At 61.3% G+C, this 25855-nt stretch carries 22 protein-coding genes and 1 riboswitch; of the genes, 11 read left to right on the plus strand and 11 right to left on the minus strand.

Features of this window, described 5'->3' with window-relative positions; all coding sequences use genetic code 11:
- Positions 1-4: 4 nt before the first annotated feature.
- The 7 genes from astA to NPS46_RS06120 form a co-directional block, all read right to left on the minus strand.
- Positions 5-1039, minus strand: a complete 1035-nt coding sequence (astA, locus tag NPS46_RS06090; RefSeq protein WP_274105534.1) for an arginine N-succinyltransferase — start codon at positions 1037-1039, stop codon at positions 5-7.
- A gap of 235 nt (positions 1040-1274) precedes the next feature.
- Positions 1275-1754 (minus strand): Lrp/AsnC family transcriptional regulator, encoded by a 480-nt coding sequence (locus NPS46_RS06095; protein ID WP_274105535.1) that lies wholly within the window; start codon positions 1752-1754, stop codon positions 1275-1277.
- 419 nt (positions 1755-2173) lie between these two features.
- Positions 2174-2551, minus strand: coding sequence for a response regulator (locus tag NPS46_RS06100; RefSeq protein WP_274105536.1), 378 nt, complete (start codon positions 2549-2551; stop codon positions 2174-2176).
- A 61-nt stretch (positions 2552-2612) separates the two neighbouring features.
- A complete protein-coding gene (locus tag NPS46_RS06105) occupies positions 2613-3800 on the minus strand; it encodes a hybrid sensor histidine kinase/response regulator (protein WP_274105537.1) in 1188 nt (395 codons plus the stop codon).
- Positions 3794-4393, minus strand: a complete 600-nt coding sequence (locus NPS46_RS06110; RefSeq protein WP_274105538.1) for a chemotaxis protein CheB — start codon at positions 4391-4393, stop codon at positions 3794-3796. Before NPS46_RS06110 ends, NPS46_RS06105 begins: the two co-directional genes overlap by 7 nt.
- On the minus strand, positions 4390-5205 hold the full coding sequence (locus NPS46_RS06115; protein WP_274105539.1) for a CheR family methyltransferase: 816 nt from the start codon (positions 5203-5205) through the stop codon (positions 4390-4392). The genes NPS46_RS06110 and NPS46_RS06115 overlap by 4 nt, the downstream gene beginning before the upstream one ends.
- Positions 5206-8685, minus strand: coding sequence for a response regulator (locus NPS46_RS06120; RefSeq protein ID WP_274105540.1), 3480 nt, complete (start codon positions 8683-8685; stop codon positions 5206-5208).
- A gap of 259 nt (positions 8686-8944) precedes the next feature.
- Here NPS46_RS06120 and NPS46_RS06125 point away from each other — a divergent pair, with 259 nt between their 5' ends.
- From NPS46_RS06125 to cobM, 5 genes are all read left to right on the plus strand, one after another.
- Entirely contained in the window at positions 8945-9301 is a 357-nt protein-coding gene (locus NPS46_RS06125) for a response regulator (RefSeq protein WP_274105541.1), read from the plus strand.
- Positions 9302-9372: 71 nt separating this feature from the next.
- Positions 9373-9593, plus strand: a riboswitch (cobalamin riboswitch).
- Positions 9594-9688: 95 nt separating this feature from the next.
- The gene (locus NPS46_RS06130; RefSeq protein ID WP_274105542.1) at positions 9689-9874 is read left to right on the plus strand and encodes a CbtB domain-containing protein; all 186 of its coding nucleotides are present in this window, start codon (positions 9689-9691) and stop codon (positions 9872-9874) included.
- A gap of 11 nt (positions 9875-9885) precedes the next feature.
- A complete protein-coding gene (locus NPS46_RS06135) occupies positions 9886-10587 on the plus strand; it encodes a CbtA family protein (protein WP_274105543.1) in 702 nt (233 codons plus the stop codon).
- Positions 10584-11000 (plus strand): cobalamin biosynthesis protein, encoded by a 417-nt coding sequence (locus NPS46_RS06140; RefSeq protein ID WP_425312703.1) that lies wholly within the window; start codon positions 10584-10586, stop codon positions 10998-11000. The genes NPS46_RS06135 and NPS46_RS06140 overlap by 4 nt, the downstream gene beginning before the upstream one ends.
- A 77-nt stretch (positions 11001-11077) precedes the next feature.
- Positions 11078-11824: a precorrin-4 C(11)-methyltransferase gene (gene cobM, locus NPS46_RS06145; RefSeq protein WP_274105544.1), complete on the plus strand. Its 747-nt coding sequence runs from the start codon at positions 11078-11080 to the stop codon at positions 11822-11824.
- 62 nt (positions 11825-11886) lie between these two features.
- On the opposite strand, the gene nfuA is transcribed toward cobM, so the two are convergent.
- Both nfuA and NPS46_RS06155 read right to left on the minus strand, forming a co-directional pair.
- A complete protein-coding gene (nfuA, locus tag NPS46_RS06150; protein WP_274105545.1) occupies positions 11887-12471 on the minus strand; it encodes a Fe-S biogenesis protein NfuA in 585 nt (194 codons plus the stop codon).
- Between the two features lie 110 nt (positions 12472-12581).
- Positions 12582-14843, minus strand: a complete 2262-nt coding sequence (locus tag NPS46_RS06155) for a fatty acid cis/trans isomerase (protein ID WP_274106025.1) — start codon at positions 14841-14843, stop codon at positions 12582-12584.
- Between the two features lie 196 nt (positions 14844-15039).
- Between NPS46_RS06155 and metH the strand changes: the two genes are divergently transcribed.
- Both metH and NPS46_RS06165 read left to right on the plus strand, forming a co-directional pair.
- Positions 15040-18750: a methionine synthase gene (gene metH, locus NPS46_RS06160; RefSeq protein ID WP_274105546.1), complete on the plus strand. Its 3711-nt coding sequence runs from the start codon at positions 15040-15042 to the stop codon at positions 18748-18750.
- A 159-nt stretch (positions 18751-18909) separates the two neighbouring features.
- On the plus strand, positions 18910-19128 hold the full coding sequence (locus NPS46_RS06165; RefSeq protein ID WP_274105547.1) for a DUF2970 domain-containing protein: 219 nt from the start codon (positions 18910-18912) through the stop codon (positions 19126-19128).
- A 6-nt stretch (positions 19129-19134) separates the two neighbouring features.
- Here the strand turns inward: NPS46_RS06165 and NPS46_RS06170 are convergent, their stop codons facing one another.
- On the minus strand, positions 19135-20220 hold the full coding sequence (locus tag NPS46_RS06170; RefSeq protein ID WP_274105548.1) for an ABC transporter substrate-binding protein: 1086 nt from the start codon (positions 20218-20220) through the stop codon (positions 19135-19137).
- 484 nt (positions 20221-20704) lie between these two features.
- On the opposite strand from NPS46_RS06170, the gene NPS46_RS06175 reads away from it, so the two are divergent.
- Positions 20705-22363, plus strand: a complete 1659-nt coding sequence (locus NPS46_RS06175; protein WP_274105549.1) for a nitrite/sulfite reductase — start codon at positions 20705-20707, stop codon at positions 22361-22363.
- A complete protein-coding gene (locus tag NPS46_RS06180; RefSeq protein WP_274105550.1) occupies positions 22347-22841 on the plus strand; it encodes a DUF934 domain-containing protein in 495 nt (164 codons plus the stop codon). Before NPS46_RS06175 ends, NPS46_RS06180 begins: the two co-directional genes overlap by 17 nt.
- 92 nt (positions 22842-22933) lie before the next feature.
- Here NPS46_RS06180 and sohB read toward each other — a convergent pair whose 3' ends face one another.
- A complete protein-coding gene (gene sohB / locus NPS46_RS06185; protein ID WP_274105551.1) occupies positions 22934-23953 on the minus strand; it encodes a protease SohB in 1020 nt (339 codons plus the stop codon).
- Between the two features lie 217 nt (positions 23954-24170).
- On the opposite strand from sohB, the gene NPS46_RS06190 reads away from it, so the two are divergent.
- Both NPS46_RS06190 and NPS46_RS06195 read left to right on the plus strand, forming a co-directional pair.
- Positions 24171-24878, plus strand: a complete 708-nt coding sequence (locus NPS46_RS06190) for a hypothetical protein (protein ID WP_274105552.1) — start codon at positions 24171-24173, stop codon at positions 24876-24878.
- 235 nt (positions 24879-25113) lie between these two features.
- Positions 25114-25824 (plus strand): histidine phosphatase family protein, encoded by a 711-nt coding sequence (locus NPS46_RS06195; protein ID WP_274105553.1) that lies wholly within the window; start codon positions 25114-25116, stop codon positions 25822-25824.
- The last annotated feature ends 31 nt before the right edge of the window (positions 25825-25855 follow it).

Below are 25855 nucleotides of genomic sequence, written 5' to 3' on the forward strand. Positions count from 1 at the left end.
GCGCCTAGGCGGCCAGGCGCTCGGCACTGCGCGCCGACAGTGCCACTGCGCGCACCGAGTCACCGGCCGCCAGGCCGAGCGCTTGCGCCACGTGCGCCTCGACCACCAGCCGCCCCGCCACCACCCGTGCCGGGGCGGCGCTGATTCGGCAGTCGGCAAAGCGGCGATTGTGCATCAGATAAGCCTCGGCCCCCGCGCCTACGGAACCGATGCCCAGGGGCAGAACCTGGCTATCGCGCACCGCACGAATCTGGTCGGTGGCGCACTCGATCAGCGGCCCGCCATCGAAGATATCGACATAGTCCTTGAAGCCGAACCCTTCGGCCTTGAGCATGCCCAACGCCGGCTCCGTGTTGGGGTGCACGCGGCCGATTACCGCCCGGGCGCTTTCCGGCAGCAGGCAGGTGGGCAGCGGGAACTTGGGCATCAACTCGGCGATAAAGGTCTTGTTGCCCTGCCCGGTCAGGAAATCGGCATCGGCAAAATCCATCTTGAAAAAATGCCGGCCCAAGCCTTCCCAGAACGGCGAGACACCCTGCTCATCCGAGTAGCCGCGCATTTCGGCGATCACCTTGTCACCGAAATGCTCACGGAACTCGGCCAGAAACAGAAAGCGCGCCTTGGACAGCAGCCGCCCGTTCAGACCGGTGCGGTGCTCGGCGCCGAGAAACAGCGAGCAGAGCTCCGATTGCCCGGTCATGTCGTTGCCCAGAAACAGCGTCGGCACGTGCTGGTTGATCGAAAGGCTTTTCGAGGCGGCCACGAACAGGCCAACCCGGTAGTTGTACCAGGGCTCGCGCAGCCCTACGGCACCGGCGATGGCACAGATCCCGAGCACCTCGCCGCTGGGCGCCTGCAGCACGAACAGATAGTCGGCATCGGCCCGCTCGGCCTCTCCGGCAAACGTCTTCTCAGCCCACTCCAGGCGGTGACGCAGGCGCACCGGGTCGGCCGGCAACGTGGTCAGGCCGGCACCGGCGCTCTGGGCCAGCAGTAGCAACGAAGGCAAGTCGGCAAGCGTGGCAGGACGGACAATCATCAAGAGCACTCCAGAGCGGATTCGGGGTGCTTATTGTCGATGGGCTTGCGCTTGAAACCTGGCTGAAGGCCAGTGGCCGGCGGCGCAAAAACGCTGAAATCACGAGGTCGACAGCCGAATCGGTGGCAAGGCGACCGATCATTGCGCACCCGTGCATCACGCTGCCTAGTGCCTCTATCGCCGCGAGCCTGTTCCCCTCGACGACCCGCTCACGCCTGCAGAAATCACGAACGGGCTATTCCATTCCAGTTTTGACCATTGCCAGTTCGGGGTGGCTGACCAGCTTGTCGATATGCAGGTCCGGATCGTCGAGCCAGACCTCCGTCAGCACCCGGTAATGCTCCATATCGCGGCAGCGCATGCGCAGGCTGTAGTCGAACGCGCCGCTGATCAAATGGCACTCCAGCACCTGGGGACAGCCGCGCACCTTGGCCTCGAAGGCTTTCTGCGCCGCCCGCCCGCTCTGGTTCGACAGCGCCACCAGCACCAGTAGGGAAAGCCCGGCGCTGAGCTTTTTCTCATCGAGAATCGCCGCGTAACCACGGATCACACCCGATTGCTCCAGCTTGCGCACGCGCTCCAGGCACGGCCTGGGCGTCAGGTGCACGCGCTCGGAAAGTTTCTGGTAGGTGATACGCCCTTCATGGCGCAGTACCTCGATAATTGCCTGGTCGATGCGATCAAGCGCTATCGATGGGTCACGAATTTCCGCCATGACGGGTTAGCCTCATTTCATACGGCGCAGCGAGCGGGTGCGGGTGCAAGGAGGCGCCAGCATGCCAACCCGGGCGGTATCACCTGTGTCGTTAACGGCCGCCAAGACAGCCGGAACCGACCGAAAAAACATCCAGCGACAGCCGATTCTGTCGAGGTACGCACTTTAACAGGTGTCACCCCCACCCTTCACCCTGCGCAACGCCGTTGGCGGCAAAAAACAGCACAACAGAATCCCTGGCTGAACAGAACGCTGGGCAACGCCAGCCACTCGCAATAGCAGAGGCCAAGTGGTGGTCGCAGGGTTAGGCGGCAAGTGGTGAGCGTGTCCGAGCGCAGGCCCCACCAGAAACACAAAAGCCGGCAGAGGGCATGATTGCCTCGGCCGGCCTGTTGCGTCGTACTCCAAAGGGTCGTGGATCAGGCCAGCAGGCGCTGGATCTGCTCCTGAAGGCTGTCCAGGTCGAACGGTTTGGCCAGAATCGGCGCCGTCAGCGCGATAGGGCTTCCCGACTCGCGAATCTCGGCCGGATAGCCACTGATAAAAATCACTTTCAGATCCGGACGCAGCTTGACCGCAGGTTCGGCAATCATGACCCCGGAGATCCCGCCGGGCAGCCGATAGTCGGTAATCATCACATCCAGATGGGGTTTGCTGGCCAGCACCTCGAATGCCTGCTCGCCATTTTCCGCCTGCAATACGCGGTAGCCCTCGCCCGACAGATAGGCTACCAGGACCATCAGGATGGAAGGGTCATCCTCGACGACCAGTACGACATCTTGCGCATCTTCACTCATGGGACGCCTTCGTTCTCAAAATTGCTGCGTCTACGACCACAACCCGGGCCATAGGTTGCGTTTAATCGTGCAATGGCAGGCAAACGCGAAATAGAGCCCCTTCACCCATGGCACTGTGTACGCTGATGGTACCGCCATGGGCGCTGACAATCTGCTCGGAAATAAATAACCCCAACCCCAGGCCCGCAACCACGTTGCTGCCCGAGACCCGCTCGAACTGCTGGAAAATCCGCGCCTGGTTCTCTTCACTGATGCCGATCCCCCGGTCCTGCACTTCAATCCACGCTTGGTTATCGACCTGATGCACTCGAACTTCAATCGGGCTCTTGGCCCCGTAGCGCAGGGCATTGGTCAGCAGGTTGGAGATCACCTGCTCAATACGGAACTCGTCCCAGTGCCCCATCACCGGGGCGGGCGCGTCCAGGCTGACCGTCGCCTCCGCTGCGGCCACCTGCGCCGCGAAGTTGCCGAGCAGGCTGGCGACCGTCTGGGCCAGGTCAAAGCGACTCGGACGGATCGACAGCTTGCCGGTGCGAATCCGCGAGACGTCGAGCATATCCTCGATCAGACGGATCAGGCTCTGGATCTGCCGCTCGTCGCGCTCGACCATGGCCTGCATCTTGTCCAGGCTGAAGGCTGCCGCGTTGTCGCGGGCCAGGTGCATCTTGCGCAGCTGGGTTTCAAGGATCAGCCCGTTCAACGGCGTGCGCACTTCATGGGACACGATAGACATGAAGTCATCGCGCATCCGCACCGCGTGCTCCAGTTCATTCTGCGTCGCCTGCAACTGTTGGAGCAGTTGGTCTTGTTCGCGCCGGCTCTGCTCCAGGGCGTCGATCTGCTGTTTGAGCGCCTTGCCGTGCCGATACAGATCAACGAAGACATTGACCTTGCTCTTCACCGCCTGGATATCCAGCGGTTTGTGCAGAAAGTCCACCGCGCCGCTTTCATAGCCCTTGAAGGCATAGTTGAGCTCGCGGCCGGCGGCGCTGACAAAGACGATCGGGATGTTCCTGGTTTTCTCCGTGCCACGCATCAGCTCCGCCAGCTCGAAGCCATTCATACCGGGCATCTGCACATCGAGAATGGCCATCGCGAATTCATGCTGGAGCAACAGCGACAGTGCTTCATCGGCCGACAAGGCCTTGTAGACCAATCGGTCCTCACGCTTGATCAACGCTTCGAGGGCCAGCAGATTTTCCGGCAGATCATCAACGATCAGCAGCTTGGCTTGAATATGTCTCAGCATGAGGCGTGTTCCAACTCGACCAGAAGGCGGCCAATGCCGCTAAGGGGAAGGATGAAATCCGGGCGGTGCAGTGCCAACGCCGCTTGGGGCATGGTCGGGACCTGGGCTTCGCCGGGGTCTTGAACCAGCGTCAGCCCGCCCCGCGCCTTGACCCGCACCAGGCCACGGGCACCATCGTGGTTGGCACCGGTCAGGAGGATCGCCAACAAGTTTTTGCCATAGGCATCCGCCGCGGATTCGAAGAGAACGTCGATGGCCGGGCGCGAGTAGTTGACCCGCTCTTCCTGGCTCAGCGAAAGCGTGAAATCACGCTCCACCGACAAGTGATAGCCCGGACTGGCGAAATACAGGGTGCCCGGCTCGATAAGTTGCTTGTCCGCCGCCTCCTTCACTGCCAGTGACACCCGCCGGGCAAAGACACCGGCCAGTTGGCTGCGGTGTTCATCCGGCAGGTGCAACACCGTGATGATCGGCAGACCGAAACCTTCAGGCAGTTCACCATAGAGATTGAGCAGCGCTTCAACGCCGCCCGCCGAGGCCCCGACCACAATCGCCTTGATTGGCGTACTGAACGACAAAGGAGAGGTACTCATAGTTTGCGGTAGATCCGCTCTTGCTTGACCAGCGGTTCGAACTGGCTGGAATAAGCAGAGAAATCCACGGTTTCCTTGCTGCCCAGCGCCAGGAAGCCGCGATGGCACAGTGACTCATGGAACAGGCCAAAGGCCCGGTCCTGGAGCTTCTTGTTGAAGTAGATCAGCACATTGCGGCAGGAAATCATCTGGGTTTCCGAAAACACACTGTCGGTGGCCAGGCTGTGATCGGCAAAGGTCACGTTCTCGCGCAGGCTCTTGTCGAAAATCGCGTAGTCGTAGGCGGCGGTGTAGTAGTCGGCGAACGAGCGCTTGCCACCCGCGTCCTGGTAGTTACGCGTGTAGGCACGGATATTTTCCAGGGAAAACACGCCCTTCTTGGCCTTTTCCAGGGAGTGGGGATTGATGTCCGTAGCGTAGATGATGGTGCGCTCCAGTAGGCCCTCCTCGCGCAGCAGGATGGCCAGGGAGTAGACCTCCTCGCCCGTGCTGCAGCCGGCGATCCAGATCTTGATCGAGGGATAGGTCTTGAGCAGCGGCACGACTTCCTGGCGGATCGCAAGAAAGTGCGCCGGATCACGAAACATCTCGCTGACCGGAATGGTCAGCAGTTGCAGCAGTTGCATAAACACCGTCGGATCGTGCAGCACCCGTTCCTGCAAGGCAGAAATGGTCTGGCACTCGAACTGACGCAACGCATGTAAAACCCGGCGCTTGATCGAAGCGCCGGAATAATCGCGGAAATCGTAGCTGTACTTGAGGTAGATGGCTTCGATCAACAAACGCAATTCGATTTCGGTATTTCGCTCCACTTATATCCGTTCCATCTTCGGCAACCACACACGAATCAACGAAAACAATCGATCCAGGTCGATGGGCTTGGCCAGGTAGTCGTTGGCGCCTGCCTGCAGGCAGCGCTCCTGATCGTCCTTCATGGCCTTGGCCGTGACGGCAATGATCGGCAGCTTGCGCCAGCGTGGGTCCTTGCGGATCTCCAACGTGGCTTCGTAGCCATCCATCTCCGGCATCATCACATCCATCAATACCAGGTCGATATCTTCGACTTCTTTGAGCTTGGCGATCGCTTCCAGGCCGTTACGGCCAATTTCCACGATTGCACCTTTGTGTTCCAGGGCACTGGTCAGGGCGAAGATATTGCGCACATCGTCGTCCACCAGCAGGATTCGCCGCCCCTCGAAGACCTTGTCGCGGCTACGCGCGGTCTTGAGCATGCGCTGACGATCCTGTGACAACTGGGATTCGACTTTGTGCAGAAACAACGTCACTTCATCAAGCAGGCGCTCCGGCGAGCGGGCGCCCTTGATAATGATCGAGCGCGAGTAGCGGCGCAGTTCCGCCTCTTCATCGCGGGTCAGGTTGCGTCCGGTATAGACGATCACCGGCGGGAAAGAGCAGATATCCTCGGTGGACATGCGCTTGAGCAGGTCATTGCCGAGCATGTCCGGCAGCTTCAGGTCGATGATCATGCAGTCGTAGACATTCTCGCGCAGCAGATCCAGGGCTTCCTGGGCCAGGCCCACTGCGGTGATTTCAATATCGTCGTCGCCAATCAAGCGCGCGATGCTATCGCGCTGCAGGTCGTCATCCTCGACCAGCAGCACGCGCTTGACCTTCTGGGTCACCTTGGCTTCCAAGCGGGCGAAGACTTCCTTGAGTTCTTCGCGACTGGCCGGCTTGACCGCGTAGCCGATGGCGCCCATGTGCATGGCCGCCTCGACCCGGTCTTCGACGGAAATCACATGGACCGGGATATGCCGGGTTGGCGCCGACTCCTTGAGGCGTTGCAGAACGGTCAGCCCGGAGTGATCGGGCAGGCGCATATCCAGCAGGATCGCATCGGGGACAAACTGCCCGGCCAGGTCAAAGCCCTCATCAGCACCATGGGCCACCAGGCATTGGTAACCCAGCTCATGGGCCAGGTCGAAGAGAATCTGGGAAAAGCTCGGCTCATCTTCGATCACCAGCACGCAGCGACTGCTGAACGGCGCCTTGTCGCGGTCATCGGCGAAGCTGGGGATCGGCTCCTCGACCACGCTCACCGGTACGACCGGCCGCGGCGGCGCGGCGATCACACTGGGTGCCCGGGGCGGTGTATCAGGCGTCTGCTCTTCATATCGCTCAGGCACGATCAGGGTAAACACACTGCCCTGCCCCGGCTCGCTGCTGACAGTGATGTAGCCGCCGAGCAAGGCGGCCAGGTCCCGCGAGATCGACAGCCCCAGGCCCGTGCCGCCGTAGCGGCGGTTGGTGGTGCCGTCGGCCTGGCGGAAGGCTTCGAAAATGCTTTCCTGCTGGTCGGCGGCAATGCCGATGCCGCTATCGCGCACGCTAAAAGCAATGCCCTCGCCGGGTTGGCGATTGACGCCCAGAGTGACCGTGCCGCTTTCGGTGAATTTAAGGGCGTTGGACAGCAGGTTCTTGAGGATCTGCTCCAGGCGCTGGCAATCGGTGTACAGCGACTGCGGCGTGTCTTGGTGCACTTCGACCTGAAACGCCAGGTGTTTGTCCGCCGCCAGCGGCTCGAACATGCCGCGCAGGCCGTCGACCAGGCGCGCCACGCTGGCGTTTTGCGGACGGACTTCGAGCTTGCCGGCTTCGACCTTGGAAATATCGAGAATATCGTTGATCAGGTTCAGCAAATCGTTACCGGCCGAATAGATCGACTCGGCAAACTTCACCTGCTCCACGCTCAAGTTGTCCTGGGGGTTCTCGGCCAACAACTTGGCCAGAATCAGCGAACTGTTGAGCGGCGTGCGCAGCTCGTGGGACATATTGGCGAGGAACTCGGACTTGTACTTGCTTGAACGCTGGAGTTCCTCGGCGCGCTCTTCGAGCTGGGTTTGGGCCTGGTTGAGTTCGGTATTTTTCTGGTCCATGGCGTCGCGCTGTTCGGCGAGGGCCTGGGCTTGTTCGGCCAACTGCTCGTTGGTCTGCTCCAGTTCCACCTGCTGGCTTTCCAGATGCGCCTGGGACTCCTTGAGAATCCGCGACTGCTCTTCGAGCTCCTCGTTGGCGGTCTTGAGTTCTTCCTGCTGCACCTGCAGCTCTTCGTTGAGCTGCTGGGTCTGGGCCAGCACTTCCTGCAGACGCTGGCGATAACGCGCGGCCTCGATGCAGGTGCCGATATTGCCGGCGATGCGCTCGAGAAATTCAACATCGCGATCAGTCAGGCGACGCAGGAAGCCCAGTTCGATCACACCATTGATACGCTCGTCATCGCTGGTCGGCACTACCAGCACACTGCGCGGCTTACCCTCGCCGAGGCCCGAACTGACCTTGAAGTAGTCATCCGGTACGGCATCCAGGCGAATCAGCCGGTCCTGCTGGACCGCCTGGCCGATAATGCCCTCGTCGGCATAAATCAGTTGGTCGCGCTCTTCCTGTTCGCGGGAGAAACCGTAGGACGCCACACGCTTGAGGCCACCGTGCTCCTCACGCACATAGAGCGCCGCCACCGCGCTACCCAGGTACTGGGCACAGAATTGCAGGATATTGCGCCCCAGCATATTGAGCGTCAGTTGCCCCAACACTTGCTCGGCCAACTGGGTCTGGCCATTGCGCAGCCAGGCCTGTTCTTCCAGGCGTGCAGCGCTCTCCTGAGCGGCGGCCAGGCTTGCGCCGTAGCTGGCGGACAGGGCCAACAGATCGCGTCGGCCGACAAACGCAAGCAGGCCGCTGATACCAATGATAAACAGCACATAGAGCGTGATGCTCCAGATCGTGGTGCGGCTGACATCTTCGCTACGGCTGGCACGCAACTGCTGCTCGCTGTTAATGATGCCTTCGTATTCCTTGCGGATCTCATCGGTCAGGCGCTTGCCCCGCCCGGCCTTGACCGCCGCACGGTAATCGCCGCTGCTACGTTGCAGATCGATCATCGACTGGGCGTAGGTGCTCCATTCCACCTGCAGGGCTTCAAGGCGCTTGAGCCGGTCGACCTGCTGCGGATTATCTTTCGCCAGTTCCTGCAGGTTGCGCAACTCGGCAATAATCCGTGGTTTGGCAAGTTCATAGGGGTCGAGAAAGCGCTCTTCCCCTGTGAGCAAATAACCGCGCATACCGGTTTCCAGGTCGATGGACAGCTTCATCGCCTCGGTGGTGTTGCCGATCACCCGATCCGTGTGCTCGACCCACTGGATGACCGACAACAAATACGTGATCAGGGACACAAAAAAAACGGCACTGAGTACACCCACACCCAGCGGCAAGCTGATGTTGCGACTCAGGAGTTTGCGGAAACTTTGCTCATCAACCGTAGACGAAGAAGTCATTTCTGGGCTCGGACGAAGGTTTTAAGTCGAAGGAGTTTGCCGCAAAAACATAGTAACTATCTATTTTTCTCACAAATGTGACCGCAGAACTCCAGATTTTCCTGCCTGGACGGTCTGGAGCAGGCTATTCTGCGGGCCACCCGCGAACAGCCAACTATCGATACAAATCGGGGAACTTGTCCAAGTCTCTCAGGGCCACAGACAAGTGGTCGGCGATTTTTTTGCCGGCGCAACCCACGCCTTTTTCGAGATGACCCTTATGTGCTCAGCCACCTCCACCATTCTAGTCGTCGAAGACGATGCCATCGTGCGTATGCTGATTGTCGACGTGCTCGAAGAACTCGCTTTCAACGTGCTTGAGGCCGCCGGCAGCGAGCAAGCGCTGGATATCGTCCAGGATGCGGGAATCAGCATCGACCTGCTGATGACCGATGTCGGCCTCCCCGGCATGGATGGCCGCGAGCTGGCAGCGGCGGCGCGTGCGTTGCGCCCGCAATTGCCGATCCTGTTTGCCAGCGGCTACGCCGAGAACCTGCAAGTCCCGGTCGGCATGGCGGTGATCGGCAAGCCGTTTTCCATCGACCAACTGCGCGACAAGGTCAAGAGCCTGCTTTAGGTCCAGGAAACGCTGTCCATCCGCTCTCGAATACACGACCGGCAATTGACGGCCGGGCGCGCCCATGATTTCCTACACATCTTGTATTGGGTGCCCCTCACGGGGTGAAACGGGAAACCGGTGCGTCAGGTCGTAGTCACCTGGCAAGTCCGGCGCTGCCCCCGCAACGGTAAGCGAGAGCGGAATCAGATCCACTGTGCCAGCAGTCCGGCATGGGAAGGTGATTCCGGCAGGTTCGGCCCATGCCCAGCCCCTCGCAAGCCCGGAGACCGGCCCAATCGACACGATAACAAACCCGCGGTGGGCGGGCGCTGTTGCATTCTCTGCGAAGCCCTTCGCAGGGTTTCTTCGCGCTTGAGCCCCCGCTGACACCCAGAGGGAAGCGCCATGTCCATCAGTACCGCCAGCCACACTGCGGCCAGCACCACCACCCTGAGCCAGCGCGTTGTCGCGGCCATCGGCGCCAGCCTGCTCGGCGTGCTGCTGGTGTATTTCGCCGGGTTCTCCCATATCGAGGCCGTGCACAACGCCGCCCACGACACCCGCCACAGCGCTGCCTTCCCCTGCCACTGAGACCTGCACCGATGATCAAGCGAATTGCTCGCACCGCAGGTTTCGCCGGCCTGCTCGGTGCCCTGCTGCTGACCCTGCTGCAAAGTTTTTCTGTCGCGCCTCTGATCCTGCAGGCCGAAACCTATGAAAATGCCCCGGCTACCGAAGTCCACGAACACGCCGATGGCGCCATGGCCGCCCACAGCCACGATGCCGAAGCCTGGGCACCGGAAGATGGCTGGCAGCGCATTCTCTCGACCACCGGCGGCAACCTGGTGGTGGCCGTCGGCTTCGCCCTGATGCTTGCGGGCCTCTATACCCTGCGTGCGCCAAGCCGCACCGCCGAAGGACTGCTCTGGGGGCTGGCCGGTTATGCCACGTTCTGCCTGGCGCCGACCCTGGGCCTGCCACCCGAGCTGCCGGGCACGGCTGCCGCAGATCTGTTACAGCGCCAGACCTGGTGGGTCGGCACCGCTGCCTCGACGGCGGCCGGTATCGCACTGCTGGTCTTTGGTAAGCACTGGGCCTTGAAAGTCCTGGGCGTGGCCATTGTGCTGGTGCCCCACGTGATCGGCGCACCGCAACCGGAAGTTCACTCCAGCCTTGCGCCGCAAGCACTGGAAACTCAGTTCATCATTGCTGCCCAACTGACCAACGCTGCATTCTGGCTGGCCCTTGGCCTGATCAGCGCCTGGTTGTTCCGCCGCAAAGCGGATGGCCAATACTCGGCATGAGTGACACGCCTTATGTGGTGATCGGCATCGGCTGCCAACGCGGTTGCCCGCTCACCACACTGGATGCCCTGCTCGACCAGGTTCTCCAGGCCCATGGTATCGAGCGGCGCACGCTCAAGGCCTTGGCCAGTATCGAGCAGAAACGTGACGAGCCCGGGCTGTTGGCACTGGCCGAACAGCTCGGGTTACCCTTGACCTTCTTCAGCAACACGCAGCTGGCCGGCTACGAACCTCGTCTTAGCCAGCGTTCGCAAATTGCCTATGAACGCACCGGCTGCTATGGCGTAGCCGAAAGTGCCGCGTTGGCCCTCGCCGAGCATCTGGGCCAGAATAATGCGCAGCTACTGGTTGCCCGGCAAAAATTCGGCCAGGCGACACTGGCATTGGCCAGCACCGCCCCCCATCCCCGATAATCCCCCGGCAGCTGCGACCAAGATGAGCGCCATTCATCTTTGCCCAGCGACTCGCCCCGCATCCACTTGAGACTGTCATGACCGTCTACTTTATCGGCGCCGGCCCCGGCGACCCCGAACTCATCACCGTCAAGGGCCAGCGCCTGATCCGCCAATGCCCGGTCATCATCTATGCCGGCTCCCTGGTGCCCACCGCTGTTCTCGAAGGGCATCAGGCCGAACAGGTGATCAACAGCGCCGAGCTGCACTTGGAGCAGATCGTGGCACTGATGCGCAGCGCCCATGCCCGCGGCCAGGATGTCGCCCGCGTACACAGCGGCGACCCCAGCCTGTATGGCGCCATCGGCGAACAGATCCGTTACTTGCGCGAAGCGCAGATTCCCTACGAAATCATCCCCGGCGTCACCGCCACCGCCGCCTGCGCTGCGCTGCTGGGCGCCGAATTGACGCTGCCGGATATCTCCCAGAGCGTGATTCTTACGCGCTTCGCCGACAAAACCGCCATGCCCGCGGGCGAAGCCCTGGGCGACCTGGCCCGACACCAGGCGACCATGGCCATCCACCTGGGTGTTCAGCACCTGGAGAAAATCCTCGCTGAATTACTGCCTCACTACGGCGCCGACTGCCCGATTGCCGTGATCCATCGCGCCAGCTGGCCGGACCAGGATTGGGTCAGCGGCACCCTCGCCGACATTCTGGACAAGGTCCGGGCCAAGGGCTTTCGCCGCACCGCGCTGATTCTGGTAGGCCGGGTGCTGGCCAGCGACAGCTTTGCCGAGTCATCGCTGTACCGGGCCGGGCACGCCCATCTGTATCGCCCTTAGGCAAACGCCAGGCATAAAAAAACGGCACTCACGGGTGCCGTTTCCAGGTGCAGCGAACGCTCTTAGTAGTAGGCGTTTTCTTTCTGCGTGTGGTCAGTCACGTCACGCACGCCCTTGAGCTCCGGGATGCGTTCGAGCAGGGTGCGCTCGATGCCTTCCTTGAGCGTGACGTCCGCCTGGCCGCAACCCTGGCAACCGCCCCCGAACTGCAGCACGGCGATACCATCGTCGACCACGTCGATCAGGCTGACCTGGCCGCCGTGGCTGGCCAGCCCCGGGTTGATTTCGGTTTGCAGGTAGTAGTTGATGCGCTCATTGATCGGGCTGTCAGCGTTGACCATCGGGACTTTGGCGTTCGGCGCCTTGATGGTCAGTTGGCCACCCATACGGTCAGTGGCGTAGTCGACCACTGCATCGTCGAGAAAGGCTTCGCTGAAGGAATCGATCCAGGCGGTGAAGCTCTTGAGCCCCAGCGCGGTGTCTTCCGGCTTCTCTTCGCCTGGCTTGCAATAGGCAATGCAGGTCTCGGCGTACTGGGTACCCGGCTGGGTGATAAAGACGCGGATGCCGATGCCCGGGGTGTTCTGCTTGGACAGCAGGTCAGCCAGGTAATCATGGGCGGCGTCGGTAATGGTAATAGCGGTCATGGAAACTCCTCGCAGGCTTGGGCGCAGTTTACGCCAATCGCACGCGCTGGACAAAGCCCTAGTATTTTTGTCAGGAAAAGCGCCGGGCGCTCTGCAACGCCCGGCCCGCCTTACAGGTTCTCGTAGCGGTTCATATCCAGAACGCCCGCTTCCACCGGCTCGGTTTCCTTGATGTAGTCATTCAGATCATGGAAGTAACCCCAGAACTGCGGGTGGCTGCGCCGAATGCCCCAGCGCTGGACAATCCGCTCGAACGCCGCCCCATCGCGGGCTTGCTCCATGGCCGCGACAAAGGCCGGCACATCCGCGGCAAGCACATTGAACATGAAGTTCGGGTAGCTGCTCAGCACCCCGGGGTAGATCGTCAGGGTATCCAGGCCCGGCTGATAGCGGTAGGCCTCGCCCAGCATAAAGGCCACGTTACTGTGGGCCCGGTTGCGCAGCAGGCTGTAGACCTCACGTCGGCCATCGGCGGCTTCAACCCGCAGCATGGTTGCCTCGGGCAACTGCTCGATCACCTTGAGCCCCGCCGCTGGCCGCGACGTCAATCGGCTGAGCGCCTGCTCCGCATCTTGAAACACCGGCGCGATATCGGGCCGCGAGCAGTAGGCCCCGGCGCACCGGTTGATCGGGTCCGGTCGGGCATTCAGATCACCGTAGCGCGCCAGCAATTGCTGGGCAAAGTCACGCTTAGGGTCCTTCTTATCCAGTTTCAGCGCGGTCGGCGTGTCGTTATCGATGCTCTGATAGTCCAGCCACAATTTGATCTTGCCGCTGTTCTGGTACCAGTCGTCGAGCAGGGCGTCCCGGGCATTGGCCGGCATCAGGCGCAGGAAGTTGACCTCGGCGCCATTGCGGATCAGGTCGAAGTACAACCGCGTCTGGGCCTGATGGGAAACGTTGCCGAACACATCGAAATTCACCGCCAACTGATAATAAGTGCGTTCCAGCAACGGGAAGTCGAACAACCACATCGTTTGCGGCACATCACCAATCAAGCCCTTGCTGACCGAAGCACTGTCGAAATGCCGGAAAATACTCAGCAAGGCATTGTCGTTACCCGCCCACAGGCTCGACCAGCTCGGCGGCGGCGCATCGGCATAGGCATCGAGGCGCAGTGCCTCATACTGATTGCGCTTGTCCCGATAGGCCAGCCACAGGCTGAGGATACTGCCCACATCATCGATCTGCCCGGGCATCGCCAGCAGCGGCGTGGCCGCGGCGCGATAGCGTGCATCGGTGATATAGAGGTCGCGCTCGGGCGCCTGGAACAAGGTCCAGAAGTTATCGCGAATCACGTCCGTGGCGATCTGCCCACGACAGACCGGCCCCCGGATAAAGGTGCGCACAAAGTATTCGGCGTTATCGAGCATGAACTGGTAGCGCGCCCCGGCCGGTATCGCCTCGAAGGTTTCGAACGGGTTCGCGCGGCGCTGCGGCCCGTAGCCTGGCAAGGCATTAACCTGCCAGTTGCCGGTAAAGAACAGGGTCTTGACCCGCGCCAGCTTCGCCGCGCTCATGGCAAAGGCGATATGAGTCTTGTGAACAATCACCCCCTGAATCGGCCACAGGCGGTAGTAGACCTGGGTCCCCGGGTCGTCATTGGGCCGCCGCGTGGCGATCAGGTCGATCGGCTGGCCGCTCGGCGTGCGCGAACGGACCCACTGGAAATAGTGCCCCGGCTCGCCCCCTTCAAAGTAGATATGGGCCAGGAACAGATGTTCGAACAACCAGCGCCCGACCAGGCTTTCCCGCGCGCCCGGGGCATTGAGCAGGTTTTCCCACTGGCTGATCTGCAGGCTTTCGCGGGCGCTGGGCGCCAGCGCCTGTTCGTCGATGGGCGCACCGGAGGCAAGCCAGCGCTGCAGTGTCTGGTACTGCTGGTCGGTCAGGCCGGTCACGGCCAGTGGCATGCCTTCGCGGGGATGATCCGTGGCGTAGCTCGCGAATTCAGCCGGCAACGGGCAGGCATTGTCCCGGCTCAGTCCCAGCACAATCTCCGCGGGCAGTTTGGCATTGGGTTCCAGCGAGGTGCGATGGCCCAGTTCCAGCATCCGCGCCATCAGTGCGGCCTGGTTGCCCTGGTTATCCAGCACCGAATAGAACCCCTTCTGCCGCCAGGCCGACGGGCCCAGGGCATCGTAGAACAGGCGCGTGGTCATTTGCGCCTTGCTGCGCTCGCCATCGTAGACAGGCAACTTGGAGGCCCCACGCGCCACGCCTTCGCCACTCCCCAGATTAAGCTGGCAGGCCGAGTCGTAGCAGGCATGGCAAGCGACACATTTCTCGGTAAAGATCGGCTGGATATCCCGGCTGTAGGAAATCGTCGGGGCTGCTTCCTGCGCGAGGAGCGTGCCACCGACCAACAGCATGAAAGCACCGAAGGTTGTCTGTAAAACTGCGCGAAACGGCATATCCCTGTCCTGACAATAAAAAAACGTCGCGATTCTACCGTCACACGCCCGCCCTCAACATGAGCGATCTTCATGAAAAGCCAGCCGCGATCAAATAGCCCGCAGGTTTGCTATCATCTCGCCTCTTTTTGTATTGGCCTTTCCAGGTAGTCCTATGTCCGATCGCAGCGCTCGCCTCAACGCCCTTCAGCAAGCTCTCAAGGAGCGCATCCTGATTCTCGACGGCGGCATGGGCACCATGATCCAGAGCTACAAGCTCGAGGAACAGGACTACCGCGGCAAGCGTTTCGCCGACTGGCCGAGCGACGTCAAGGGCAACAATGACCTGCTGGTCCTCAGCCGCCCGGACGTCATCGGCGCCATAGAGAAAGCCTACCTCGATGCCGGTGCCGACATTCTCGAGACCAATACCTTCAACGCCACCCAGGTGTCCCAGGCCGACTACGGCATGGAGGCGCTGGCCTATGAACTCAACGTAGAAGGCGCCCGCCTGGCCCGCCAGGTGGCCGATGCGAAAACCCTGGAAACGCCTGACAAGCCGCGCTTTGTCGCCGGCGTACTCGGCCCGACCAGCCGCACCTGCTCGCTGTCGCCGGACGTCAACAACCCGGGCTACCGCAACGTCACCTTCGACGAACTGGTGGAGAACTACACCGAAGCCACCAAAGGCCTGATCGAAGGTGGCGCCGACCTGATCCTGATCGAAACCATCTTCGACACACTCAACGCCAAGGCGGCAATCTTCGCCGTCCAGGGCGTCTTCGAAGAACTGGGCATCGAGCTGCCGATCATGATCTCCGGGACCATCACCGATGCGTCCGGCCGTACCCTCTCCGGCCAGACCACCGAAGCATTCTGGAACTCCGTCAGCCACGCCAAGCCGATCTCCGTGGGCCTGAACTGCGCCTTGGGCGCCAGTGAGCTGCGCCCCTACCTGGAAGAGCTGTCGAACAAGGCCAACACCCACGTTTCCGCGCACCCCAACGCCGGCCTACCCAACGAGTTCGGTGAGTACGACGAGCTGCCGGCCGAAACCGCCAAGGTCATCGAAGAATTCGCCCAGAGCGGCTTCCTCAACATCGTCGGCGGCTGCTGCGGGACGACCCCAGGCCATATCGAAGCCATTGCCAAGGCGGTGGCCAACTACGCCCCACGGGCAATCCCGGACATTCCCAAGGCCTGCCGCCTGTCGGGCCTGGAGCCGTTCACCATCGATCGCCAGTCGTTGTTCGTCAACGTCGGCGAGCGTACGAACATTACCGGCTCGGCCCGGTTTGCCCGCCTGATCCGTGAAGACAACTACACCGAAGCCCTGGAAGTGGCCCTGCAGCAGGTCGAAGCCGGCGCCCAGATCATCGACATCAACATGGACGAGGGCATGCTCGATTCGAAGAAGGCGATGGTCACCTTCCTCAATCTCATTGCCGGCGAGCCGGACATCTCCCGCGTACCGATCATGATCGACTCCTCCAAGTGGGACGTGATCGAAGCCGGCCTCAAGTGCATCCAGGGCAAGGGCATCGTCAACTCCATCAGCATGAAGGAAGGGGTCGAGCAGTTCATTCACCACGCCCGCCTGTGCAAACGCTACGGCGCCGCCGTGGTGGTGATGGCCTTCGACGAAACCGGCCAGGCCGACACCGAGGCGCGCAAAAAAGAAATCTGTAAGCGCTCCTACGACATCTTGGTCAATGAAGTCGGCTTCCCGCCGGAAGACATCATCTTCGACCCGAACATCTTCGCGGTCGCCACCGGTATCGAGGAGCACAACAACTACGCCGTCGACTTTATCAACGCCTGCGCCTATATCCGTGACGAGCTGCCCTATGCGCTGACCTCCGGTGGCGTGTCCAACGTGTCGTTCTCGTTCCGGGGCAACAACCCGGTGCGCGAAGCGATCCACTCGGTGTTCCTGCTGCACGCGATCCGCAACGGCCTGACCATGGGGATCGTCAACGCCGGTCAGTTGGAGATCTACGACCAGATCCCCGCCGAACTGCGTGACGCCGTGGAAGACGTGGTACTCAACCGCACGCCCAACGGCACCGATGCCCTGCTGGCCATTGCCGACAAGTACCGCGGTGACGGCAGCGTCAAGGAAGCCGAGACCGAGGAGTGGCGCAATTGGGAAGTCAACAAGCGCCTGGAGCACGCCCTGGTCAAGGGCATCACCACCCATATCGTCGAAGATACCGAGGAATCGCGGCAATCCTTCGCCCGGCCTATCGAGGTGATCGAAGGGCCGCTGATGTCCGGCATGAACATCGTCGGTGACCTGTTTGGCGCCGGCAAAATGTTCCTGCCCCAGGTGGTGAAGTCCGCCCGGGTGATGAAGCAGGCCGTGGCCCACCTGATTCCCTTTATCGAACTGGAAAAAGGCGACAAGCCGGAGGCCAAGGGCAAGATCCTGATGGCCACGGTCAAAGGCGATGTCCACGATATCGGCAAGAACATCGTCGGCGTGGTCCTGGGGTGCAACGGCTACGACATCGTCGACCTGGGCGTCATGGTGCCAGCGGAGAAAATTCTCCAGGTCGCCCGCGAGCAGAAGTGCGACATCATTGGCCTGTCCGGCCTGATCACCCCGTCACTGGACGAGATGGTCCACGTTGCCCGGGAAATGCAGCGCCAGGACTTCCACCTGCCCCTGATGATCGGTGGTGCGACCACCTCCAAGGCCCACACGGCGGTGAAGATCGAGCCCAAGTACAGCAATGACGCGGTGATCTATGTCACTGACGCCTCCCGCGCCGTGGGCGTGGCCACACAGTTGCTGTCCAAGGAACTCAAGGCCGGCTTCGTCGAACGTACCCGCGCCGAATACGTCGAGGTGCGCGAGCGCACCGCCAACCGCAGCGCCCGCACCGAGCGGCTGAGCTACCCGGCCGCGATTGCCAAAAAGCCGCAGTTCGACTGGAGCACCTACCAACCGGTCACCCCGACCTTTACCGGCAGCCGGGTCCTGGACAATATCGATCTGAATGTCCTGGCCGAGTACATCGACTGGACACCGTTCTTTATCTCCTGGGACCTGGCCGGCAAGTTCCCGCGCATCCTGAGCGATGAAGTGGTCGGTGAAGCGGCCACCGCGCTGTATGCCGATGCCCAGGAAATGTTGCGCAAGCTGATCGACGAAAAACTGATCAGCGCGCGCGCCGTCTTCGGTTTCTGGCCAGCCAACCAGGTGCAGGACGACGACCTGGAAGTCTACGGTGCCGAGGGCCAGCCACTGGCGCGCCTGCATCACCTGCGCCAACAGATCATCAAGACGGACGGCAAGCCGAACTTCTCCCTGGCCGACTTTGTCGCGCCCAAGGACAGCGGCGTGACCGACTATATCGGCGGCTTTATCACCACCGCCGGGATTGGTGCCGAGGAAGTGGCCAAGGCTTACCAGGACAATGGCGACGACTACAACTCGATCATGGTCAAGGCCCTGGCCGACCGTCTGGCCGAGGCCTGCGCCGAGTGGCTGCACCAGCAGGTGCGCAAGGAGTACTGGGGTTATGCCACCGACGAGCAGCTCGACAACGAGGCGCTGATCAAGGAGCAGTACAGCGGGATTCGCCCGGCCCCTGGCTACCCGGCGTGCCCCGACCATACGGAGAAAGGCACGCTGTTCGCCCTGCTCGATCCCGAAGCCAGTGAAGGCAAGGCCGGGAAAAGCGGCGTGTTCCTGACCGAACACTATGCAATGTTTCCCGCCGCCGCGGTCAGCGGCTGGTATTTTGCCCACCCGCAGGCGCAGTACTTTGCCGTGGGCAAGATCGACAAGGACCAGGTACTCAGCTACACCGCACGCAAGGGCCAGGACCTGAGCGTCAGCGAACGCTGGCTGGCACCGAACCTGGGCTACGACAACTAAAGCGGTGTAGCCCGTAGCCGCTGTCGCGAGGCCGCACTAGGGCCGCAAGGCCCTTTGCGACCTGCGGCTCGATCGCCGCCTGGCGAGCCAGCGGCAGCCTTTCATCCTCGCGCCAAAGAGCGGCTATGCTCTCTGGACACTCATAGTGTCGAGGGATCTATGGACGAGCCACTGGACAACAAGCCGCCAACCTTCTGGCAGATGCTGCACAGCGTAGTGGCCGCCGCCTTTGGCGTCCAAAGCGCGAAGAACCGCGCCCGGGACTTCACCCACGGCAAACCCAGCCACTTTGTCATTCTGGGTCTGCTGTTCACGGCCGTATTTGCCTTGACGCTGCTGGGCATCGTCAAGCTGGTCCTGCACCTGGCCGGCGTCTGAGCGTCATCAGCGCAACAGCAATTGGACCGAGAAGGGATAACGCCAGCCCAGTGCATGCCCCTTTGCGCTGAGCGCCTTGAAGTCGACGTCGTAGTGCCGGGAAGCGCCAGGATCGAGCAAGCGCCGGGCCTGGCGCCCATCGATCAGCTGCAACAACGGCAATTGCTGGTCCTGCCCGCCGTAACGGGTGAAATCGATGCCTTGGGCATGGTCGCTCAACAACACCATGGCCCAGCCACCGATAGAGAAATGCCCTGCCATCAGCACACTCAAGCGGCCATCAATGCGCGCCTGGAGAATCGCGGGCGAGCTGTTCACGGCACTGAACAACACATCCTTGCCCGGCACTCGCCCGGTGTCTTCCAACGCCTGCATGGCCCCCAGGGCCATTTCGTCATTGGCTGACCAGACCAGTTGGATCAGCGGATAGCGACCAAATAACTGCCGGGCCTGCTCATAGGCACGCTCGCGACTCCATTCGCCATACACCAGCTGGCGCAAGCGCACATTGGGGTGTTCCGCCAGCGCCCGGTGTAGGCCTTTTTCACGCAGTTGCGCGGCCGGTGTGATCTTCATCCCGGAAAACGCCAGCAGCTCGATTGGCTCGCCAGGCGCCTCGCGCTCGCGCAAACGCACCAGCTCCTTGAGCATCCGGTAGCCGGCCTCTTCGTCATTGGCGACCACGCTGCCGAGCAATTCGGGATGGCTACGCCCACGATCACCGAGCAGCTTCAACTGATCGGCCGTCAGCGTGTTATTGACCAGCAGCAGCTTGACCCCGCTGCCCTGGGACAGACGCAGGATCTCGGGGGCCACGTACTGCTCGTTGACCACCACTAGGTAGTCCGGCCTGTCCGGCCCCTGGAGCGCTTCGCGGGCCTGGAGGAGCGTGGTGGCGGGCTGACGCTCGGCGTATTGCACGCGCAGGTCCAGCCCCAGATCGGTCGCACCCGCCTGCATAAATTGCGTGTAGCTGACCCAGAACGTTTCCGTGGACTCGCCCGGATTGAGGAACAGCACTGAGGTTGCCTGGGCAACCGAGCAAAACGGCACACTCAAGGCCAGTAACCACGTGCCCAACACCTTCGACATGGTGACCCCAAGCCCGCAGAAATTCGTCGTGCATTATAGCTAGCAAAGTACTGGCATTACTCGACGAATTCACCGGCATGACCGACCAGTCTGTCGGCCCGGGCTTGGGGTAGAGCGGTTTTCTACTGGTGGCTCACCCAGAACACGCCGGTTGCCACCACTAGGATGATGATAAACAGAATGGCCCAAGCATCGACGCTGCTATCGCTTTTCCCAGCTTTGGAAGGATTGCTCATCGCTATCGCCTCTTGTCGGTTTTATCGGTGATTGCTCGAAGACACGTCCAGAGTAAAGTCGAGCCTTGCCCTTATCACAAGTAAGGGTATGGCGAGAGTGATTTTCATTAGTCGTTTTGGTTCTTTACATATACTCAAACATCACTTTTGCGCATAACTACAAACTGTTATCGTGCGCCGGCTCCGCCAAGGAGTGCGCGGCCGTGCGCGCAGATATGCTGTAAAAGCAGCCTGAGAACAGGACCTATATGTACGTATACGACGAGTACGATCAGCGGATCATCGAGGACCGCGTCAAGCAGTTCCGGGATCAGACCCGACGCTATTTGGCAGGCGAGCTGAGCGAAGAAGAATTCCGCCCCTTGCGTTTGCAAAATGGCCTTTATGTCCAGCGCTTCGCCCCGATGCTGCGCGTGGCCGTGCCCTATGGCCAATTGACCTCGCGCCAGACGCGGATGATGGCCAAGATCGCTCGCGACTACGACAAGGGCTACGCCCATATCAGTACCCGCCAGAACGTGCAGTTCAACTGGCCGGCCCTGGAAGACGTTCCCGATATCCTCGAGGAACTGGCGACCGTGCAGATGCACGCGATCCAGACGAGCGGCAACTGCCTGCGCAACGTCACCACCGACCAGTTTGCCGGTGTCGCGGCCGACGAGATGATCGACCCACGCCCATGGTGTGAAATCGTTCGTCAGTGGACGACCTTCCACCCGGAATTCGCCTACCTGCCACGTAAATTCAAGATCGCGATCAATGGCTCGGCCTCCGATCGTGCAGCCATCGAAGTCCACGACATCGGCCTGGAACCGGTGTACAACGCCGCAGGCGAGCTGGGCTTCCGTGTACTGGTGGGTGGTGGCCTGGGCCGGACCCCGGTCATTGGCGCCTTTATCAACGAGTTCCTGCCGTGGCAGGACCTGTTGAGCTACCTCGATGCGATCCTGCGTGTGTACAACCGCTACGGACGTCGCGACAACAAATACAAGGCCCGGATCAAGATCCTGGTCAAGGCCCTGACGCCGGAAGTCTTCGCCGAGAAGGTCGAGGCGGAAATGGCCCACCTGCGCGGTGGCCAGACCACTCTGACCGATGCCGAAGTCCATCGTGTCGCCAAGCACTTCGTCGATCCGGACTACAAGGCCCTGACCGATCAGAGCGCCGAGCTCGCCGCCCTGGATCAGGCGCACCCCGGTTTTGCCCGCTGGCGCAGCCGCAACACCCTGGCCCACAAGAAGCCTGGCTATGTCGCCGTGACCTTGTCACTGAAACCTACCGGGGTCGCACCGGGCGACATCACCGACAAACAGCTCGACGGCGTAGCCAACCTGGCGGATCGCTACAGCTTCGGCCAATTGCGCACCTCCCACGAGCAAAACGTGATTCTGGCGGACGTCGAGCAAAGCCAGCTGTTCACCCTGTGGGGCGAACTGCGCGAGCAAGGCTTCGCCACGCCGAACGTCGGCCTGCTGACCGATATCATCTGCTGCCCGGGCGGTGATTTCTGCTCCCTGGCCAACGCCAAGTCGATCCCGATTGCCGAGTCGATCCAGCGCCGTTTCGACGACCTGGACTACCTGTTCGATATCGGCGAGCTGGACCTGAATATCTCCGGTTGCATGAATGCCTGCGGCCATCACCATGTCGGCCATATCGGCATCCTGGGCGTGGACAAGAAAGGCGAAGAGTTCTACCAGGTCTCCCTGGGTGGCAGCGCCAGCCGCGACGCCAGCCTGGGCAAGATCCTCGGCCCCTCGTTCGCGCAGGAAGCCATGCCCGATGTGATCGAAAAACTGATCGACGTCTATGTGGAAAAACGTACGGAAGACGAGCGGTTTATCGACACCTTCCAGCGTATCGGCATCGACCCCTTCAAGGAGCGCGTCTATGCAGCGAATCATTAAGAACAACGAAGTCATCGACGAAACCTGGCACCTGCTGCCCAAGGACGCGAGCTTCGACGGCATCTCCAATTGCGACGACCTGATCGTCCCGCTGGCCCTGTGGCGTGACCACGGTCACGCCCTCAAGGCCCGCGATGGCGGCTTGGGTGTGTGGCTGGACGCCGATGAAGAAGCCGAGGAAATCGGCGCCGACGTGGCGCATTTCCAGGTCATCGCCCTGAATTTCCCGGCCTTTACCGACGGACGCAACTACTCCAATGCGCGCCTGCTGCGTGATCGCTACGGCTACAAGGGCGAGCTACGGGCAATTGGCGACGTGTTGCGCGACCAGTTGTTCTATCTGCACCGCTGCGGCTTCGATGCCTATGCCCTGCGGGCCGACAAGGACCCCTACGAAGCGCTGGAAAGCCTCAAGGACTTCTCGGTGACCTACCAGGCCGCCACTGACGAGCCGCTGCCGCTGTTCCGTCGACGCTAAAGCCTGCAGGAACCAAAAAGCCCCGCCATCCGGTCATCCGGATGGCGGGGCTTTTTCATGGCGTAGCGTTCTTACACGCCAGGGGTGCGTGTTTACCAGTAGCGCTGCTGGGTCAACCGGCTCCACCACGTCAGCAACACGCGATCAACCGAACCGCTGGCCGCCAACCCCACCCGCTCTTGCAGGCTTTTGCGCTCGCTGTAGTGCAGATGGAACAGCTCCGCGTCCTTGGCCCGTTGCGCCAGGTATTCGTCGCTGGTCTTGAGCTCATCCACTAATTGTTTGTCCAACGCCGCCACACCCAGCCAGATCTCGCCGGTGGCTACTTCATCAATGGCCAGTTGCGGGCGATAGCGCGACACAAAGTCCTTGAACAACTGATGGGTGACATCCAGGTCTTCCTGGAACTTCTCCCGGCCCTTCTCGGTATTTTCACCAAACACGGTCAGGGTACGCTTGTACTCACCGGCGGTGAGCACTTCAAAATCGATATCGTGTTTTTTCAGCAAGCGGTTGACGTTGGGCAACTGGGCGACCACGCCAATGGAGCCAAGAATGGCAAACGGCGCGCTGATAATCTTCTCGCCGATACACGCCATCATGTAGCCACCGCTGGCCGCAACCTTGTCGATGCACACGGTCAGCGGCACGCCGGCCTGGCGGATCCGCGCCAGTTGCGAAGAGGCCAGGCCATAGCTGTGCACCATGCCGCCACCACTTTCCAGGCGCAGGACCACTTCATCCTTGGGCGTGGCCAGGGTCAGCAGCGCGGTGATCTCATGGCGCAGGCTATCGGTGGCCGAGGCTTTGATATCACCATCGAAATCCAACACAAACACCCGGGGCTTGCTCTCGACCGGTTTCTTCTGTTTCTTCTCGCTCTTGCCCTGTTGCTTGCGCAACGCCTTGAGCTGATCCTTGTCGAGCAGGCTCTGCTCCAGGCGCTCGCGCAGGCCTTTGTAGAAATCGTTGAGCTTGCTGACCTGCAACTGGCCAGGCTTGCGCCGGCCTTTGCTACGCAGCGCAGCGGCGGTGATCAATACCACCAGGATGGCGACGACCAAGGTAACGGTTTTAGCCAGAAAACTTGCGTACTCGGCAAGAAACTCCACGGGACAACCTCAATGGCTTTAAAACGGCCATTGTAGGAGCATTGTCCGAGGCGCGTCTAACTCCGTTGTTCGCTTACGCACCGCCCTCGGTGTCGCCCTATAGACCGAGGCTGCACACTTAAAAGGCCGCAGCCTCCAAGGCTATAATCCGCGCAGCCAGAGCCCCTCACCATGGGCCAGAGGCTCGAAATAGAACCACCTACAAGGATTTTCCTGCGTGACCGTCAAACTGTTAAGCGCCCTTTTGCTCACCCCCGTCCTCGCCCTCAATGGTTGTTCGCACTACGCCCCCGGCTATGATGGCTGGACGCGCGAGCAAGTAGCGCAGATCAAGCAGAGTGCCCGCGAGCGCGATGGGCGCTACCCGCACAATGACCACAGCCTGCTTGGGGTCGACTACGCGAGTTTCAATCCGCAAGGCTATCGCCCGGCGCTCCTCGGACTGGCCGCCCACTGCCCATCCGTGCCCTATGCCCACTCACGCCAGATCGACGCGGTCAGAATCGATACCGCCGTCTGCCTCGACAGCGAGGGCCGGGTACTGCGGATTTTGCAGGACCTGAGCAGTACCGACGCACCCAGCCTGGGGCGGCTGGTCGCGTTGGTTGGGGACGAGATCAGGCAGAACTACGGCAACGGCGTCACGGCCGGTCTCGACAATCGTTTTATCAGCAAAGCCGAATATCGGCAGATTTACGTCACGGGATCCCCGACACGCGAGCAGCTGCTGCACTACGCACAGACGCGGATCAGTGACCATATCGTCAGCATCCGCCCGGACTGGCGGACCAAGCGCCAGGATCCGACGCTCGGCCAAGACCATTTCTATCTGGATATCCGCTTTCAGGGCTATGACGCGTATGTCAGCGAGGCAGACCGCTTGCGTAGCCAGCGCCTCAAGGATCGGTTGAACGCGCCAGACTGAACGCCACAGCCCCGGCCGCAATGGCCGGGGCGCTGTCGCTGACCCCAGCAGCAACGCATGACAGCGCCGCCTAACCCATCGCGAAGAAGCCCGCAGCCAGGCCGCCGCACCGGCGCAGAACAGCCTGCCACAGGCCTCCAACAAGATTTTCAAACAAGCGTATGTTTTTTGATTGACAGGCCCGCGCCATCCCCATAACCTCGCCTGACTTTCAACGTACCGGGACGACGCGGACGTGGGCAGCATCTACCTGATTCGACATGGCCAGGCCTCTTTCGGCGCAGACGACTACGACGTACTGTCGCCACTGGGCATCCGCCAATCCGAGGTCTTGGGCGAGCATCTGGCGCAACTGGGCCTGAGCCTGGACCGGTGCCTGGCCGGCGATCTGCGTCGCCAGCAACATACGGCCAGCAGCGCCCTGGCGCAGTTCGCCAAGGTCGGCCTGCCGGTACCGGTGCTGGAAGTCGATCCGGCCTTCAACGAATTCGACGCCGACGCCATTATCCGCGCCCTGCTCCCCAGCCTGCTGGACCGTGAGCCCAAGGCCCGGGAAGCGCTGCGCAACGGCGCGCAGCATCGTGCCGAGTTTCAGCGGGTGTTCGCCCTGATCATCGAACGCTGGCTGGAGGGCGACTACGACAGCCCCGGCCTGGAAAGCTGGAGTGGTTTTGTCGAGCGTGTCGAAGCCGGCCTGCAACGCCTGCTCGAACACGCCGACAACACCCAGAAAATCGCAATCTTTACTTCCGGCGGCACCATTACCGCCCTGCTCCACCTGGTCACGCAAATCCCGGCGCGCCAGGCGTTCGAGCTTAATTGGCAAATTATCAACACCTCGCTCAACCAGCTGAAATTCCGCGGTCGCGAGGTGGCCCTGGCTTCCTTCAACAGTCAAGCGCACCTGCAACTGCTGAAGGCGCCGGAACTCATCACGTTTCGTTGAGTACCGGCCAACCGTGACCCCAAGGTCACTG

It is taken from the genome of Pseudomonas putida, from assembly GCF_028682395.1.
Classification (GTDB): Bacteria; Pseudomonadota; Gammaproteobacteria; order Pseudomonadales; family Pseudomonadaceae; genus Aquipseudomonas; species Aquipseudomonas putida_AB.